The sequence below is a fragment of the Flagellimonas meridianipacifica genome (assembly GCF_003001695.1).
In the GTDB taxonomy this organism is placed as follows: Bacteria; Bacteroidota; Bacteroidia; order Flavobacteriales; family Flavobacteriaceae; genus Flagellimonas; species Flagellimonas meridianipacifica.
In genome coordinates this window covers 239,275-253,380 of sequence record NZ_PVYX01000001.1, presented here as the reverse complement: position 1 = coordinate 253,380, position 14,106 = coordinate 239,275, and the positions used below count along the sequence as shown (strand labels likewise).

The following is a 14,106-nucleotide window of genomic DNA, read 5'->3' as shown; positions in this document are numbered from 1 at the left end:
GGAGAAAGAAGTGGAAGGTGGGAATAGCGGGGATTTTACTGGTTTTTAAAGAGGTGTGATCGTATCTTGAGGTAAGTTAAGTAATTGAAAAACAGACAAATAAATTGTATTTTGCACTATGGGGACCATCAATGAAATAGAGGTGAGTTATCGGCACGAGATTCCAGCGTCCCTCTGGAAAAAAATAGGCTCATCAGCCGATGCGGCTGAGGTCCTGTACGAGCATTGGGACAAGGGCACGATAGGACTGCAGGAATCCTTTAAGGTGGTACTGCTCAACAATGGCAACAGGGTCAAGGGCATCTATGAGATTTCCAAAGGGGGGATAACGGGAACTATGGTCGATTTGCGCATCCTTTTTGCGGTTATCCTCAAGAGCCTTACCGTGGGAATCCTACTTTGCCATAATCATCCCAGTGGCACCCTAAAGCCAAGTGCCAACGACAAGAGCATCACCAAAAAGATACAGAACGCCTCCAAACTTTTTGATATTCAGGTGCTGGATCATATCATACTGGCCCCCGATGGTTCCTACTATAGCTTTGCCGATGATGGTTGTATCTGATGCTATTTCCATCAAAAACATTTTAAAAAGGACGGATTTGGCATGAGGATAAAGAGACCATAAAAACGCACCATCACCAAAACAACACCATAACATAGATTTTTCAAATATGGCCTTCATGGGTCCTATGTAGTGCCATGGTTTTTTACCGTTGCTCTCTTTTCCATCGATAAGGGTTGGTCAAAAGAATACTTCTTTTGCCTAAATTTACCCTATGTCGCAAACCTTCCATACCGTTTTGGACCTATCCCGCCCTGTAGGGGGACTTTCCTTCAGAGAAGTTTTTTGGGAAAAGGGCGGTTCTTCCCCTGACAACACCAGCATACGACTGTCGGAAGCGCAGCTCATTTCAGTTATAAAAGTATTGTTTACCTATGGCCTACATTATGATGAAGTAAGTGAGGAAAAAAGGCCAACTTTTATGGAATCCATAAAGTACAACACCAATGGTATGTTCGATATTCCCCAATCCTTCAGTGGACATTTGCTGAATAATCTGGACGAGGGGGCAAGGTCACAATTTCAGAAACTACTTGAGATGCAACATAACCTTAAGGATGTGCTGTCCAATGAACAGCTCATGGACTTTGTGGAAATGGAATTGATCGACCCATCGGTCTCGTACAGGAAATGGGAATATGGCCGCTATGCAATGGACTATATGGCCAAAGAATTTTTGGAAAGTGTGGATTGGAAAACTGAGCAGCTTGCCATCGGACAGAATGAGATCAAAATAGAGGAGTACCTCTACAGTTTTGATAACCACCTTGACCTTTTTGGCTCCGAGTTGGACGACCATGAAAAAGGCCTCTTGTTGCTAATGTCCAAGGCTAAATTAATGGAAGGGAATACCACTTTGATGGATTATATACTTGCCGGGGATATTGTGCAATCGAATTTGGTCGGGCTTCATCTTCGGAAGGAGCAATTGGCGACGGTTTTAAAGACGGCCATCGAAAACAGCCGTTCAAAGGGAAAAGATAGGGGAGGGCCCAAACCATGAGTGAGGTCGGTGCCTTGTTGCGATACCTTAAAAAAAGGGACAAGGGAGCAGACATCTTGATCGAGGGAAATACCTATACCTCAGAGCAGATAAAATTGGCACAGCAACTCCTGACGGATGCCCAAAAGGAATTGTACCAGTCCCGAAAAAAACCGAAATTATCCAGAAGGCGAGCCTTTATCGTAATTCTTGAAGAAGGCTATTATGATGTCAAGGAATATCCAAAAGAGCTGACCCTTGAGAGCATCCATAGAAAAGCTTCCCAACGATTTGAGTTTTCCCATCGTGCCATGAATTCCTTTACTACACCGAACGAGGTCCATCCAAAAGACCCTTGCCGCCATTATGAGAACGATGGTCTCAGAAAGGCAAAATACCGACAGACCCTCGCCCACCTGGTCACCTATTCCCAATTGTATTTTGAAATCAAGGAAGCGGCACTATCGTTGGAAGTAACCTACAGGGATGTTCTGCAATGCTGATCCCTGGGTAGCGTACAGCAACCCGTGTACGCTACTGCCCATAATAAATCCGACACTGCCCTAGGTTTGCCATAAGAAATCGGAGGTCACGAAGCAAGCCATGTTTTTGTAAACAAAAACTGCTCACCCTGTTCGCAAGGCTTGTCGGGGATCCTCCCCAAACCCCTAAAAATGGCACGACCCAAAAAGGATGTAAAATCGTTAAAGGCTATAATCGTAAGTTTTAGGCTCAATGTGGACGGTTACCTTGAACTGGCCAGCAATGCCGAGACATTGGGCCTCACCATTCCCCAATTCATTCGGAAAAAGATATCTGGGTCAGCCCTACCAAGGATGCGGTATTCGCCCATTGACCGAAAGGTGTACGTGGAACTTTCCCGTATCGGGAACAACATCAACCAACTTACCAAACAGGCACATTTGGGCATGCGGAACCCGATATATCTCGATGGGCAACTGAACGAACTCAAACACCTTTTGAATGGCCTAAAATCAAATATCCTGAACAATGATAGCAAAGCAGATTAAGGGCAAGGATTTCTACGGGCTCTTGGCCTATAACGAAAGAAAGGTCGAAAATGACCAAGGATGCGTGCTGGACACCAATATTACCCATGATACCGTGGTCAATATGACCAGGGAGTTTAATATAGTACGACAGCTACGCCCTCGCCTTGGAAAGGTGGTCTACCATGTATCGCTCAGCCTTCCGATAGGGGATAATCTGGGCGATAGGGAATTCACGGCACTGGCCTTTGATTACCTCAAAGGAATGGGCTTTGACAACAATCAGTACATCGTGTACCGCCATACGGACACCCAGCACGAGCACATCCACATCATTGCCAATAGGGTAAAGTATTCGGGCAAGGTGGTCTCCGATAGCAAGGATTATAAGCGAAGCGAAAAACTGGTGCGAAAGCTGGAGACCAAATATGGACTTTCCACGTTGGAAAGGTCCGAACTGAAAAAGAAAGCGGGCATCACCCAAAACGAAATCGAAAAGGCGATTCGCACGGGACAAGCACCCATAAAACTGGTACTGCAACAACGGATAGACGGCGCACTGCTCCGATCGAACAACGTGGTTGGGTTTATAGAGGAGCTCAAGAAAAAGAAAGTGTATCCCATGTTCAATGCGAGCTTGACCACAGGAAAGGTCACAGGGATATCTTTTGACCACGAAGGAGTGGTTTATAAAGGTAGCACCCTGGGCAGACAGTATTCATGGAACAATATCATCAAACATCTGGATTATGAACAAGATAGAGACCGTTCAATTATTCTCGAAAATAGCCGACCAAGTCAACGAAATGCGGGAACTTTTGGAGAAATCGGACCTGGACCGAAAAGAACTGTTGGAACTCCAAAGGGAAATGCTCAGCGGCCTGAAAATGCTCATGAGAAATCAGAGTACCATGTGGGAAAGAATAAAACAATGGGATGGGTAAAGCCATTGGTCGATGACAATCCTTGGAATGCTTTCAGGCTGGAACTTCAAGAACAGGATAGGTACAAGCGAAAAAGAAAACGAAGGAGGAGAAGGATTTAAGAATCTGTAGGTGTGGATTTGGTGAACAACAAAATACTCGATGCCGTGGTAGAAACCCTCTCTATAGAGGAGTTGGAAGCCATCCTTGTCCGAAAGAAAAAGGAAAGGGACGGAATGGATAGTGCACCACAACCCAAACCTATGTCAGAAAGGGAACAGCAAAAAACACATTGGATAAAAGTGATGGTTTCCATGGGTGTAATTTACCCGCCATAAGTATTGATAGTATACTGCCAAGAACCCGAATTATATATTCATCCACAGTTTTTGATGTGTTCCATAAAAAGTCAATTTGTGATACAACATAAAAAGACCAAGAATTGAACTTGATAGTTTAAAAAGTAAAAATCAGGCGAATTTGTCTCATGAAAAGACGGTTTTACTGGACACCTAGAATCTGCCAGAAACCACTTCATGTTGGTTATTATGGTAAATACATTGGAAACTTTGAGCCTAAGGGCACTTCATCCCTGGAAAAATATAGAATACAAGACAAAAAGCCACTCATGTGAGTGGCTTTTTGTTGATGGATGTACCGGTTATTTAAACAGGTGGTTTCTAAGCTCTGTGGCTGCATGATCGAACATAGACTTGGTTGTCGGTAGTTCGGCCAAGAAGTTCAATAACCCAAAATCATGAATCATTCCATTGTAGCGCACTATGGTCACAGGTACACCCGCTTTATCAAGTTTTCCCCCATAGGCTTCTGCTTCATCCCTTAAGATATCGTTCTCTGCAACTTGAATCAAAGTCGGTGGGAGGCCTGTCAATTGTTCCAAAGAAGCTTGGAGCGGAGAAGCATAAATGGATCTTCTTTCTTCTGGATCTGTCGTATACTGGTCCCACATCCATTTCATGATCGGAGTGGTCAGGAACCTGTCCTTGGCATATTTTTCATATGACTTTTGGGAAAATGAAGCATCCGTTACCGGCCAAAGAAGCACTTGTAGCTTGATATCGGGTCCACCCTGTTCCTTGGCCTTAATTGCAGTTACCGTCGCCATATTGCCCCCTACGCTGTTTCCGACCAAGGCCAATCTTGATCCATCAACATTGATCTGTTTCCCATTTTCGGAAACCCATTTGGTGGCAGCATAAATTTCATTGATGGCCTTCGGGTACTTAGCCTCTGGGGATGGAGTATAGTTTACAAATACCGCCGATAAGCCAGATCTTACAACCAAGTCCCGCACCATCCGCTTATGTGTGGGGTAATCTCCCAAAATCCATCCGCCACCATGAACGAAGATGAATACTGGAAGTTCCCCTTCCACGCCTTCGGGGCGAACAACGTTCAAGCTGATTTCGTATCCATCCGCCTCGATTGTTTTTTCTGATTCCTCGATACCAGAAAAATCAACATCCGCAGCGGCCTGTGCCCCAATTAAGACCTGCCGGGCATCTTCTTTTGAAAGCGTCTCCAGGGCAAGTCCACCGGAGGTATTGAGAGCTTTTAAAAACTCTTTGGTTCCTCGATCAAGGTGTTGATCTGTCAAATAGTCCTCTACTTGACCCTTTACCGGATTGCTTATCGCAATAAGTATTAAAAGTTTAATTAAAGTCTTCATCATTTTAATGTTTTGTTATTTCGCGGCTGTTGCCTCCAGTTCCACCACTGTGGTTTCAAACAGTTTACTGACCTCCACCACGGTTATTGCCGTTCTAATGTTGTTCGATACAATCCATTCCTGAATGGTTCCAAAGTTCTGGCCCAATTCATCAAAGGATGTGGTATACAAAGTAATCCGGGTAATATCCGTGTTTTTGTATCCTGCCTTTACCAGTACCTCTTCAAGGTTGGCAATCGATAAAAGCAACTGACTTTTGAAATCAGCCGTACTTGAGATGCCGTTGGCATCGATTGCGGTCTGACCTGATATGTACAAGGTTCTTTCAGGGTTCTTTACTTCAATGGCCTGAGCGTAATGACGCTCATCTTGCCATGTCCAGGGGTTGATTTCTTTTCTTTCCATGTTTTTCTCTGTTTTTTCTTGAGCACGAAGGTTTGCTATCGTTAGCAGCACAATTGCTAAAACTGTAATTCGTTCCATCTCAAATGTTATTAAAAGTTTATGGTACAAAGTTGAAAAATGGACAAAGGCCATACCTGTGAGCCAACTCACAGAAATGGCCCATCAGTTGTGATTTGGGTCACAAAAACACTTGCTAGGAGTGGAGTCGACTTAGGGTTTCTCGGGAAACACCTAAATAAGCCGCTATTTGTGTCTTGGAAATTCTTTGCCCAAGGGAAGGGTATTCCTTTAAAAATTGCTCGTACCTTTCTTTTGGATTTGTGGTGAGCAGGGAAAGGATTCGTCGTTGGGAGCTCATGAATCCCCCATTTGATTTTTGGAGCCAAAAGATCCCCATTTTTGGTAGTCCCTTACTTAGTTTTTGGTAGCCTTCCAAAGTAAGGTAACATACCCGGGTAGCTTCCAAGCATTTTAGGGAGTAGGTTGCCTCCGATCGGTTGAAAAAAGCATTAAAGTCACTCTCCCACCAGTCCTCCATGGCAAAGGAAACGATATGTTCGTTGGCGTTCTCATCATGGTACACAAGCTTCACAAGTCCGGAAACAATGAAATATGCATATTTGATCGGATCACCATTTTGAAAAATGAAATCACCCTTTTCGAATTCCCTTGTCTTGAACTGGGTAAGCACAAAAGCGAACTCCTGATCGGTCAGATCAACGATTTCTTCAAAATGGTTCCTAAGTCTTTCGTGCATTAAAGTTTATTTTAAAATGATGAATCCTATCATCGATGCTTTTACAGAAAGTAAAATCAAGTTCCACAGCGTTCATTTCCATTCGGGTATACGTCCAAACGACCAACGTATTTCTTGAAATTACTTCACAATAGGGAATATAACAAGCAGCAACCTTAGAACCCTGGCCGTTACGATGAGGTTGATGCGTAGAGCATCTTAGTTTTGTAGAACATTCCCATTTAAGCTATTTGTTAATTTAGTAGGCCGATGTGCGTTTACAAAACAAATGCTATTTTATCATGGCAACCCCAAAAGCACAGTTATGATCTCAAAGGAATATAATAATATAATTCAGTGGAATGATTTTGCAAAAATTGAATTGAGAATCGGTACTGTAGTTTCCTGTGAGATTTTTAAAGAAGCTAGAAATCCAGCGTATAAAATGATTATCGATTTTGGTGATTTTGGATTTCGTAAAACATCTGCGCAGATAACCGACCTATACCGTCCAGAGAACGTGATTGGCAAACAAGTTGTGGCGGTCATGAATTTCCCGCCCAAACAGATAGCGAACTTTATGAGCGAGTGTCTGATTTTGGGTGGTGTTGGTGAGAACAATGAAGTGACTTTGATTCAACCTGAGCGAGAAATACAGAATGGAACCAAAATAGGATAAAATGATACTCGAAGTTGCCTACTAAAATTTCAGGTATGATAAATCAATCATCTAAGAAGGAAATCTTTCGCGTTCCCAACTTCTATCTTGAACCAGGGTAGGCATTTTGTCTCGGATGGAGTTTAGATTAATCCCATAAAATCAACGTTTCTAGGGAATCTACTAATTCACTCCGAAAAGTCTCAATAACTCGCCCATTTAAGGGAGGTAAATCTGTAGAAAGGTGAGAAATATAAACGGTATATAATCAATGATGATATAATCCTATATTAGTTAATAACTATATTCCCCTGTTGTGCGTCATATGACAAACAACTGTTTAATAAAGCAAAACGGGATAGCTGAAAACCGATTAGAGTAAGCACTTAAAACTAAAACTGACCAAATATGAAATCAACTTCAAAATTTTTAATTACTACGATTTGCTATACAGTATTTTCAACTATTTCAGTATTCGGACAAATAACAGACGAACAAAAACTTTTGTATAAAACAGGAAATCCAGCTGATTGGCCAAAAGACCAAGATGCAGTTGTGTCTGCACCAAATAATCATAAAATACTATTGGAAAATGATAAAGTAAGAGTTTTAGAAGTAACCGTCTTACCAAACGAAATTGAGCCAGTACATCATCATCAATGGAAAAGTGTCCTATATATTATGGATGCAGGAGATTTCATTGACCGAGACGCAGAAGGTAATGTGATTATGGATACTCGGAAGTTACCTGAACCTCTTGTTTTTCCTTTGACAATGTATAAAGACCCTGAAGCACCTCATACGGTAGAAAATTTAAGCGATACGAAAACTATTCGGCTGATTAGAGTAGAAATGAAAGAATAAAATACGAACGCACAACAATGGCTATAAGTAATTGCTTGGTCTCGCCTGCTTCTGAAAATCCTCGCGGATTTTCAGTTCGGTATGTACTTGCAAAGTTAAGTGCTAACCCACGCAACTACTCATAGCCGAGACCGTTAGGGCACATTCAGCCCTCGGCTGACTTTTGTCGCTACGTGCTGGCGCACTCCCGCCCCAAAAGAAATGTGCCCTAACGACCCGCTAAACCAAATTACCATCGGTCAAGCTCCATACAGCTTGGGGCAACGGAGCCGCTCAAGCGGCAACGTGCCATAACAGGGCACTAAACGGTAATTTGATCCCGAAATTTTTATTCCCAATACAGCAAAATCGACAAGATACGGCCGCTCTGCGGCCTTCTTGACAGACTGTCGAATGCGAGGCCAAGCAACCTAGCATGGACAGCTTCGCACACGACAGTCGAACGATTTCGCTATATTTCCATAAAAATCCCGGAACTACGTTTAGCGGGTCGTTGTGCTTAATTTAAATTAAACGAATTCAATAACATTAGAAAATAGAGATATGAATGAAATACTCCAGGAATATGCTTTGATTGCTGAAATCATATCAGCGATGGCTGTGATTATTTCACTGATTTTCGTTGGTTTTCAAATTCGAGATAATACTAAAGCTACTCAAGCATCGACATTTCATGAAATTACGACTCTAGATATTCAATTACTTTTAAGTTTTGCAAATTCTAAAGAATCGGCAAGAATAGTTTCGTGTTTTAGAGCTAGTCCCGATTCATTGACCGAAGAAGAATACAATCAAGGTTTTTACTTTTTTGCTGCAGAAGTGCGTCATGTCGAGAATTTATTTTTACAGCACAAAAATAAAATGCTGAATGAAAGAGATTGGAATTCTAGAAAAGCTCTAGTTGAAGGTGTAGTGCAATCACCTGGTTTTGGAGCGTTATTAAAAAGTCCGTTCTTACAATTTTTTGATGGATCATTTATTGAATTTGGAGTAAATCAAAGAGAAAAATTAAGTGAAATAAAAGATAAATACCCTATTAACAGCCTCCTTTAAAGGCTAAAAAATTTCTAACCAATCAAAATAATGGATTAAAGAAAAACTAAGCACAACAATGTGTATAAACCATTGAATCGGTTCATACACGAACACGTTAGCCACAAGTTTCATAATTGGGTAAAAGCAAACAATAATTAATCAATAAAAAGTTTTACTAAAGTGATTTCAACCTCAAATCCGATACTAGAATTTGGTCCTATCACTACCGCTATCATTTTTGGAATTGTTCAGGCAATACTTATTATTTACTTTTTCAGTTTAAAAAAGAGATACCGACAACATAAACTGATTGTTTACATTATTACGGTTTTGCTCATTATGCAAATTGAGTCCTTTTTTTTGCGTACGGGTTATATGAGCTATTACCCTCATATATTTATGACATCCATCCCATTTATATTCCTATTAGGTCCATTTACATTCTTATATTGTAAATCACAAATGAACCTAAAAAGGCTCAAGTTCGAATTTTTTCATCTAACTCCATTTCTGTTTTATTTTATTTATTCATTTAACTTCTTTTTTCAACGAGGTGTATTTAAAAAGTCCATATACCTCATGGAGTTTCGGACAAATATTCCAACAGAATTAGTAAAACCACATTTTTCGACTGACCCATGGAACATTCAGGGTTGGGTAGTCGTTGAACTTTTGTCCTTGCATTTGTTTATTTATGGATGCGTTTCAATAGTACAAATCATAAAATATAGAAGAAATGATAAAAAAGTTGAACGGGAAAAAATTAACTGGTTGACGTATGTAACAGGTATTTTGATATTAGGCAGCCTGATTCTTTTCTTCTCGCAAGGAGGCAAGATTGAAGGTTAAGTATTCTTTAAAAGTCCATTTCCACATTATTCTGCAGATCTGTTTAGTGTTTTTGCTATGTATCTTATTACTCTTTATCTCCTTGGTAAAACTGATCTTTTTAAATTCCCGAGTAAGAAATACTCTAAGTCATCATTATCCTCATTTTACAAGAGAGAAAAGCTTAACCAAATTACCACCTTGATAGAAACTGAGAAGCTCTATCTCAATGAAGATTTTTCATTAAAAATGCTTTCCGAAAAAAGCGGCCTAAGTACTCACAATATTTCACAAATTCTGAATGAGGAATTACAAGTTGGTTTTATAACTCTCACAAACTCCTATAGAATTGAAGAAGCCAAAAGACGGCTATTAGGTGATGAGTTTAATTTAAAAATGGAACAACTGGCTTATGATCTTGGTTACAAATCCAAGTCCACTTTCTTCTCGGCTTTCAAAAAGGAAACGAATTCTACACCTTCAAATTATAGGAAAAAAAGTATTCAATAGTATTTTCCGATTGGTTCGAACCAAAAATCTTAGGAAACATATCCAACCGTACTAAGTCAAAAGTACATTAGCTGGAAACTTTTAGATAATGAAAAAACCAATTATTATTGGAACCCTATTAATTATTGGACTCTTGACTTTGACACAATCTTGTTTTTACAGCCCAAGATATATTTATCGTGTTGTTGCTTGGCAAGATGCTGACTATGATGACTTTGAAAAATTTAAGTATGCAGACATTAAAAAGGCGCATGTAGCATATAAATTCATTAATGGCACAAAAGCACAAACAAGTGATGTGGTTAAAACCTTTGAAGAAGATTCAACCATATCCAATCTGGATAACTTCTTAAAGAAAAAAAGACTCATTCCTTTATTGTAATAAGGAATGATACATTATTATACGAAAATTACTTTTCTGGCAATGATCGTAATTCATTACAAACATCGTTTTCGGTCTCTAAATCAATTTTATCGCTTTTAATGGGTATCGCCATACATGAAGGTGCAATCGGCAACATTGAGGATCCAATTACAAAATATGTTCCAGAACTTGAGAAAGAAGATATAAGATTTAGAGATATTACAATTATGCATTTGCTAAAAATGCAATCAGGTCTTTCTTATTCCCATAATATAAGCTTCCCATTTGTTACTGGAGATAGCCCTAAAACCTACTATCATCCAAACTTGAGAAAAGTAGCTATAAAGCATTCTAAAATCGAGCAAAAACCAGGAATTAAATTTAAATACAATAATTACAATGCTTTACTAATTGGTCTAGTCTTAGAGCGCACTACTGGAAAGTCCATTTCAAAATATTTAGAATCCAAAATATGGCAAAAGATTGGAACGGAGTATGATGCCACATGGAGTACCGACGAAAATAATTTTGAAAAAATGGAAAGCGGGTTTAATGCAAGAGCCATAGATTTTGCAAAAATTGGAAAACTAGCTTTAGATAATGGAAAATGGCAAAATAATCAAATTGTGCAATCTTCTTGGATTGATGAATCTATGCAACCTAAAATGGATAGCACGTATCAAAATTTTAGTAATCCAAAATTTTGGACTTACAACTACCTTTGGTGGGGAATTCCAGAAAAGAATACAAAATCTGACTTTATGGCTATAGGCAACTTAGGGCAGATAATATATGTTTCTCCAAGGGCCAACACTATAATAGTGAGAAACGGTGATGAAGCAGAACTTTTTGATGATAGTGATTGGATCATACTCTTTCAGAACTTTATAGAAAATACTCTTAAACCTAAAGAGTAAACTTATTATACATATGTTCTCCATTGACAACTTAAAAACTAAACCCATCTTAACATATGTTTATTGGACTGCTAAAATCGGAATGGGATTTACTTTTATAATATCTGGAATAAGAAAATGTCCTGGAATAAAATTTACTATTTTAACAAATGACAACCCTGTTGGCTCATACTTTAATGCAATGTATGAAACGGGATTTTACTGGAACTTTATTGGTTACTTTCAAATAATCATAGGTGTTCTAGTTTTCTTTAATCGATTTGTAGTGCTATCTAGCATTCTTATGATACCAGTAACAATAAATATTTTTATTATTTCTGTGGCGCTTCATATGAAAGGAACACCTGTGATAACTTCAGCAATGGTTCTCGGGAACCTATATTTATTGCTTTAGCATTATAGAAATTATAAAACAATATTTATGCGACCATTATAAGAGTATTGCTCAGATAACATAAGACCCAGTGTCTATCAATGTGTATAATCCATAGTTACTCTATAATTCAGATAATATTACTCCTTTTAATTTGTACTGATTCCTTACCCGGAAATCCTTAGGGATTTCCCGCAACGGAGTCATACATAAACCGTTAGCCACAAGCTATTTAAATATTAGAATATGAAAACAGTATTATTATTTATCTTAATTTTTACGATTACTATATCCTGTAGTAAAAAAGGTGTAATAGATATATCAAAGGAACGAGAAAAAATTTTAGAACTACATAATGCTCAAAGAGATTATCATTTTAATAAAGACTCAAATGCCTTTGCCAACCAGTTTTCCGATAATTTTATAGGTATAGGTAATGGAGTCATCAGCAGTTCAACAAAAGAAGAAAGAATATCACGCTATAACAAATACTTCTCAGCAGTCGAATTTGTTAAATGGGATGATGCATCAGAACCAATAATTAGGTTTTCAGACGATGGAAGTATGGCGTACACTTTAGTTGACAAAATCGTAACCCTAACTTATAAAGATCAGAAAGGGAATAAAATTCAAGAAGAAACACACTTTGCTTGGACAGCAATTTATAAAAAGTATAATGAAGAATGGAAAATTGATAGTGTTACGTCAACCCAAAAACCTGTTGATACAGAAGACTAAAGCCAGTGGCTAACAACGTGTATAATTAATTGCGGCAGGAATTTCCAAACGGAAAATCCAGCCTGATTCGCTAAATTAGTGGCTATGGCGGAAAAGTCCATTTGACGTTTTCCGCAACGAAGCCATACACGAGACCATTATGAGTCAGCGACCAACTTCGACATAAATTTGAAAACATGAAAATTTCAACAATCATCTTAGCAATTGCATCGGTTCTTGCCATTTCGTGCAAAACTGACAAAGAAGAAACCTTCGGAAAATTTCAGTTTGCTACTCCTGAGCAAGTCGGCATGAATATGGATTCGCTTGCCAAAATTGAATCAATGGTTAAAGAATATATCGAGGCAAAAAAGTTCCCTGGAGCTGTTACTCTAATTGCTAAAAACGGAAAAATTATATACGAATTGGAAGTGGGCTTGGCAGATTTTGCACAGTCTGTGCCCTATCGTAAAAATCATTTGTTCAGAATGGCAAGTATGACAAAACCTGTTGTATCCGTAGCGGCGATGCAACTTATAGAAGCTGGCAAACTCAAATTGAATGATCCGGTTAGCAAATACATTCCATCTTTTGATTCAATGGAAATTATCACTGGTTTTAATCCTAAGGACACCACTTGGACTAGCGTCCCGACTAAAACACAACCTACTGTACATCAACTTCTTACTCATACTTCAGGCTTAACATATGGATATGAGAACCATGGAGATGCCATTAATGCGAAACTTAATATACCTGCTCTTAACACTTATCAAGACTGGACGCTCCAAAATACAATGAACCGATTTGGCAAACTTCCACTCGTTCATGAGCCAGGTACACAATGGACTTACGGGTTGAGTACTGATGTACTCGGGCGGGTAATAGAAGTAGCTTCCGGAATGGAATTGGATGATTATATCAGAGAAAATATTACTAAGCCCATCGGCGCTACCACATTTGACTTTTACTTTAGTGATTCCAGCGCCACAGCAAATCTGACTCCTTTATTTGGTGCCAATTATGTAACCGATACTTTAGGTCAGTTTGAGCCTTTGAAGTTAGAAGGTCATCCGCTATATATTCCAAATTACCCTATTGCAGGAGCAAAGACCTATTTTTCAGGTGGAAGTGGAATGACAGGGACTGCAAGAGATTACTTCCTGTTTTGCCAGACCATGCTGAACGATGGCGTATTGGGTGAAACGCGAATATTAAAGTCAGAAACTGCACAAATGATGCACCAAGACCAAATTGATACTATTTCTTATCCTTGGGGAACTGCACGGTTCGGGTTTGGTTTTGATATTGCAACGGCAGACCATCCCAATAAACCCGAAGGAACCTATTCCTGGGGTGGAGCTTTTAGCACTACTTTTTGGATTGATCCGTTGAATGAACTTATAGTCATCCAACTTCGACAAGTCGCGTTTTCAGGACATAATGATGAAATTAATGCAAGACTTGAGAAGGTCGTTTATAGTGCATTTATTGAGAATTGAATAACTGCTGAAATACAACTCATAACA

At 39.2% G+C, this 14,106-nt stretch carries 18 protein-coding genes; 15 read left to right on the top strand and 3 right to left on the bottom strand.

Going from position 1 to position 14,106, the window contains the following annotated elements:
- Nucleotides 1–118: 118 nt before the first annotated feature.
- The 6 genes from CLV81_RS01145 (at nucleotide 119) to CLV81_RS01120 (ending at nucleotide 3,818) form a co-directional block, all read left to right on the top strand.
- Complete coding sequence (locus tag CLV81_RS01145; RefSeq protein ID WP_106143233.1) at nucleotides 119–565, top strand: JAB domain-containing protein; 447 nt, start codon at nucleotides 119–121, stop codon at nucleotides 563–565.
- A 214-nt stretch (nucleotides 566–779) separates the two neighbouring features.
- A complete protein-coding gene (locus CLV81_RS01140) occupies nucleotides 780–1,568 on the top strand; it encodes a hypothetical protein (RefSeq protein ID WP_106143232.1) in 789 nt (262 codons plus the stop codon).
- Nucleotides 1,565–2,050, top strand: coding sequence for a hypothetical protein (locus CLV81_RS01135; RefSeq protein ID WP_106143231.1), 486 nt, complete (start codon nucleotides 1,565–1,567; stop codon nucleotides 2,048–2,050). Before CLV81_RS01140 ends, CLV81_RS01135 begins: the two co-directional genes overlap by 4 nt.
- 171 nt (nucleotides 2,051–2,221) lie before the next feature.
- Nucleotides 2,222–2,578: a plasmid mobilization protein gene (locus CLV81_RS01130; protein WP_146129799.1), complete on the top strand. Its 357-nt coding sequence runs from the start codon at nucleotides 2,222–2,224 to the stop codon at nucleotides 2,576–2,578.
- The gene (locus CLV81_RS01125) at nucleotides 2,559–3,602 is read left to right on the top strand and encodes a relaxase/mobilization nuclease domain-containing protein (protein ID WP_106143229.1); all 1,044 of its coding nucleotides are present in this window, start codon (nucleotides 2,559–2,561) and stop codon (nucleotides 3,600–3,602) included. The genes CLV81_RS01130 and CLV81_RS01125 overlap by 20 nt, the downstream gene beginning before the upstream one ends.
- Before the next feature lie 12 nt (nucleotides 3,603–3,614).
- Nucleotides 3,615–3,818 carry a hypothetical protein gene (locus CLV81_RS01120; protein ID WP_106143228.1) on the top strand — a complete coding sequence of 68 codons (204 nt, stop codon included), beginning with the start codon at nucleotides 3,615–3,617 and terminating at the stop codon, nucleotides 3,816–3,818.
- Nucleotides 3,819–4,141: 323 nt separating this feature from the next.
- Here the strand turns inward: CLV81_RS01120 and CLV81_RS01115 are convergent, their stop codons facing one another.
- The 3 genes from CLV81_RS01115 to CLV81_RS01105 form a co-directional block, all read right to left on the bottom strand.
- Nucleotides 4,142–5,173, bottom strand: a complete 1,032-nt coding sequence (locus tag CLV81_RS01115) for an alpha/beta hydrolase (RefSeq protein WP_245911884.1) — start codon at nucleotides 5,171–5,173, stop codon at nucleotides 4,142–4,144.
- Between the two features lie 12 nt (nucleotides 5,174–5,185).
- Nucleotides 5,186–5,575: a RidA family protein gene (locus CLV81_RS01110; protein ID WP_106144858.1), complete on the bottom strand. Its 390-nt coding sequence runs from the start codon at nucleotides 5,573–5,575 to the stop codon at nucleotides 5,186–5,188.
- A 193-nt stretch (nucleotides 5,576–5,768) separates the two neighbouring features.
- The gene (locus CLV81_RS01105; protein WP_106143226.1) at nucleotides 5,769–6,332 is read right to left on the bottom strand and encodes a Crp/Fnr family transcriptional regulator; all 564 of its coding nucleotides are present in this window, start codon (nucleotides 6,330–6,332) and stop codon (nucleotides 5,769–5,771) included.
- A gap of 304 nt (nucleotides 6,333–6,636) precedes the next feature.
- Here CLV81_RS01105 and CLV81_RS01100 point away from each other — a divergent pair, with 304 nt between their 5' ends.
- From CLV81_RS01100 to CLV81_RS01055, 9 genes are all read left to right on the top strand, one after another.
- Complete coding sequence (locus CLV81_RS01100) at nucleotides 6,637–6,990, top strand: tRNA-binding protein (RefSeq protein WP_106144857.1); 354 nt, start codon at nucleotides 6,637–6,639, stop codon at nucleotides 6,988–6,990.
- Nucleotides 6,991–7,377: 387 nt separating this feature from the next.
- Nucleotides 7,378–7,833, top strand: coding sequence for a hypothetical protein (locus tag CLV81_RS01095; RefSeq protein ID WP_106143224.1), 456 nt, complete (start codon nucleotides 7,378–7,380; stop codon nucleotides 7,831–7,833).
- 543 nt (nucleotides 7,834–8,376) lie between these two features.
- Nucleotides 8,377–8,886, top strand: a complete 510-nt coding sequence (locus CLV81_RS01090) for a hypothetical protein (RefSeq protein WP_211297979.1) — start codon at nucleotides 8,377–8,379, stop codon at nucleotides 8,884–8,886.
- Between the two features lie 1,011 nt (nucleotides 8,887–9,897).
- Entirely contained in the window at nucleotides 9,898–10,206 is a 309-nt protein-coding gene (locus CLV81_RS01080) for a helix-turn-helix domain-containing protein (RefSeq protein ID WP_158259051.1), read from the top strand.
- Nucleotides 10,207–10,294: 88 nt separating this feature from the next.
- Nucleotides 10,295–10,588, top strand: coding sequence for a hypothetical protein (locus CLV81_RS01075; protein WP_106143221.1), 294 nt, complete (start codon nucleotides 10,295–10,297; stop codon nucleotides 10,586–10,588).
- A complete protein-coding gene (locus CLV81_RS01070) occupies nucleotides 10,582–11,487 on the top strand; it encodes a serine hydrolase domain-containing protein (protein ID WP_106143220.1) in 906 nt (301 codons plus the stop codon). Before CLV81_RS01075 ends, CLV81_RS01070 begins: the two co-directional genes overlap by 7 nt.
- A 13-nt stretch (nucleotides 11,488–11,500) precedes the next feature.
- Nucleotides 11,501–11,881, top strand: coding sequence for a hypothetical protein (locus CLV81_RS01065; RefSeq protein ID WP_106143219.1), 381 nt, complete (start codon nucleotides 11,501–11,503; stop codon nucleotides 11,879–11,881).
- Nucleotides 11,882–12,106: 225 nt separating this feature from the next.
- Entirely contained in the window at nucleotides 12,107–12,598 is a 492-nt protein-coding gene (locus CLV81_RS01060) for a nuclear transport factor 2 family protein (protein ID WP_106143218.1), read from the top strand.
- A gap of 176 nt (nucleotides 12,599–12,774) precedes the next feature.
- Nucleotides 12,775–14,079 carry a serine hydrolase domain-containing protein gene (locus CLV81_RS01055; RefSeq protein WP_106143217.1) on the top strand — a complete coding sequence of 435 codons (1,305 nt, stop codon included), beginning with the start codon at nucleotides 12,775–12,777 and terminating at the stop codon, nucleotides 14,077–14,079.
- The last annotated feature ends 27 nt before the right edge of the window (nucleotides 14,080–14,106 follow it).

Coding starts and splice junctions, on each gene's coding strand:
- CLV81_RS01145 (WP_106143233.1), top strand. CDS start 119: ATGGGGACCATCAATGAAATAGAGGTGAGTTATCGGCACGAGATTCCA.
- CLV81_RS01140 (WP_106143232.1), top strand. CDS start 780: ATGTCGCAAACCTTCCATACCGTTTTGGACCTATCCCGCCCTGTAGGG.
- CLV81_RS01135 (WP_106143231.1), top strand. CDS start 1,565: ATGAGTGAGGTCGGTGCCTTGTTGCGATACCTTAAAAAAAGGGACAAG.
- CLV81_RS01130 (WP_146129799.1), top strand. CDS start 2,222: ATGGCACGACCCAAAAAGGATGTAAAATCGTTAAAGGCTATAATCGTA.
- CLV81_RS01125 (WP_106143229.1), top strand. CDS start 2,559: ATGATAGCAAAGCAGATTAAGGGCAAGGATTTCTACGGGCTCTTGGCC.
- CLV81_RS01115 (WP_245911884.1), bottom strand. CDS start 5,173: ATGATGAAGACTTTAATTAAACTTTTAATACTTATTGCGATAAGCAAT.
- CLV81_RS01110 (WP_106144858.1), bottom strand. CDS start 5,575: ATGGAAAGAAAAGAAATCAACCCCTGGACATGGCAAGATGAGCGTCAT.
- CLV81_RS01105 (WP_106143226.1), bottom strand. CDS start 6,332: ATGCACGAAAGACTTAGGAACCATTTTGAAGAAATCGTTGATCTGACC.
- CLV81_RS01100 (WP_106144857.1), top strand. CDS start 6,637: ATGATCTCAAAGGAATATAATAATATAATTCAGTGGAATGATTTTGCA.
- CLV81_RS01095 (WP_106143224.1), top strand. CDS start 7,378: ATGAAATCAACTTCAAAATTTTTAATTACTACGATTTGCTATACAGTA.
- CLV81_RS01090 (WP_211297979.1), top strand. CDS start 8,377: ATGAATGAAATACTCCAGGAATATGCTTTGATTGCTGAAATCATATCA.
- CLV81_RS01075 (WP_106143221.1), top strand. CDS start 10,295: ATGAAAAAACCAATTATTATTGGAACCCTATTAATTATTGGACTCTTG.
- CLV81_RS01065 (WP_106143219.1), top strand. CDS start 11,501: ATGTTCTCCATTGACAACTTAAAAACTAAACCCATCTTAACATATGTT.
- CLV81_RS01060 (WP_106143218.1), top strand. CDS start 12,107: ATGAAAACAGTATTATTATTTATCTTAATTTTTACGATTACTATATCC.
- CLV81_RS01055 (WP_106143217.1), top strand. CDS start 12,775: ATGAAAATTTCAACAATCATCTTAGCAATTGCATCGGTTCTTGCCATT.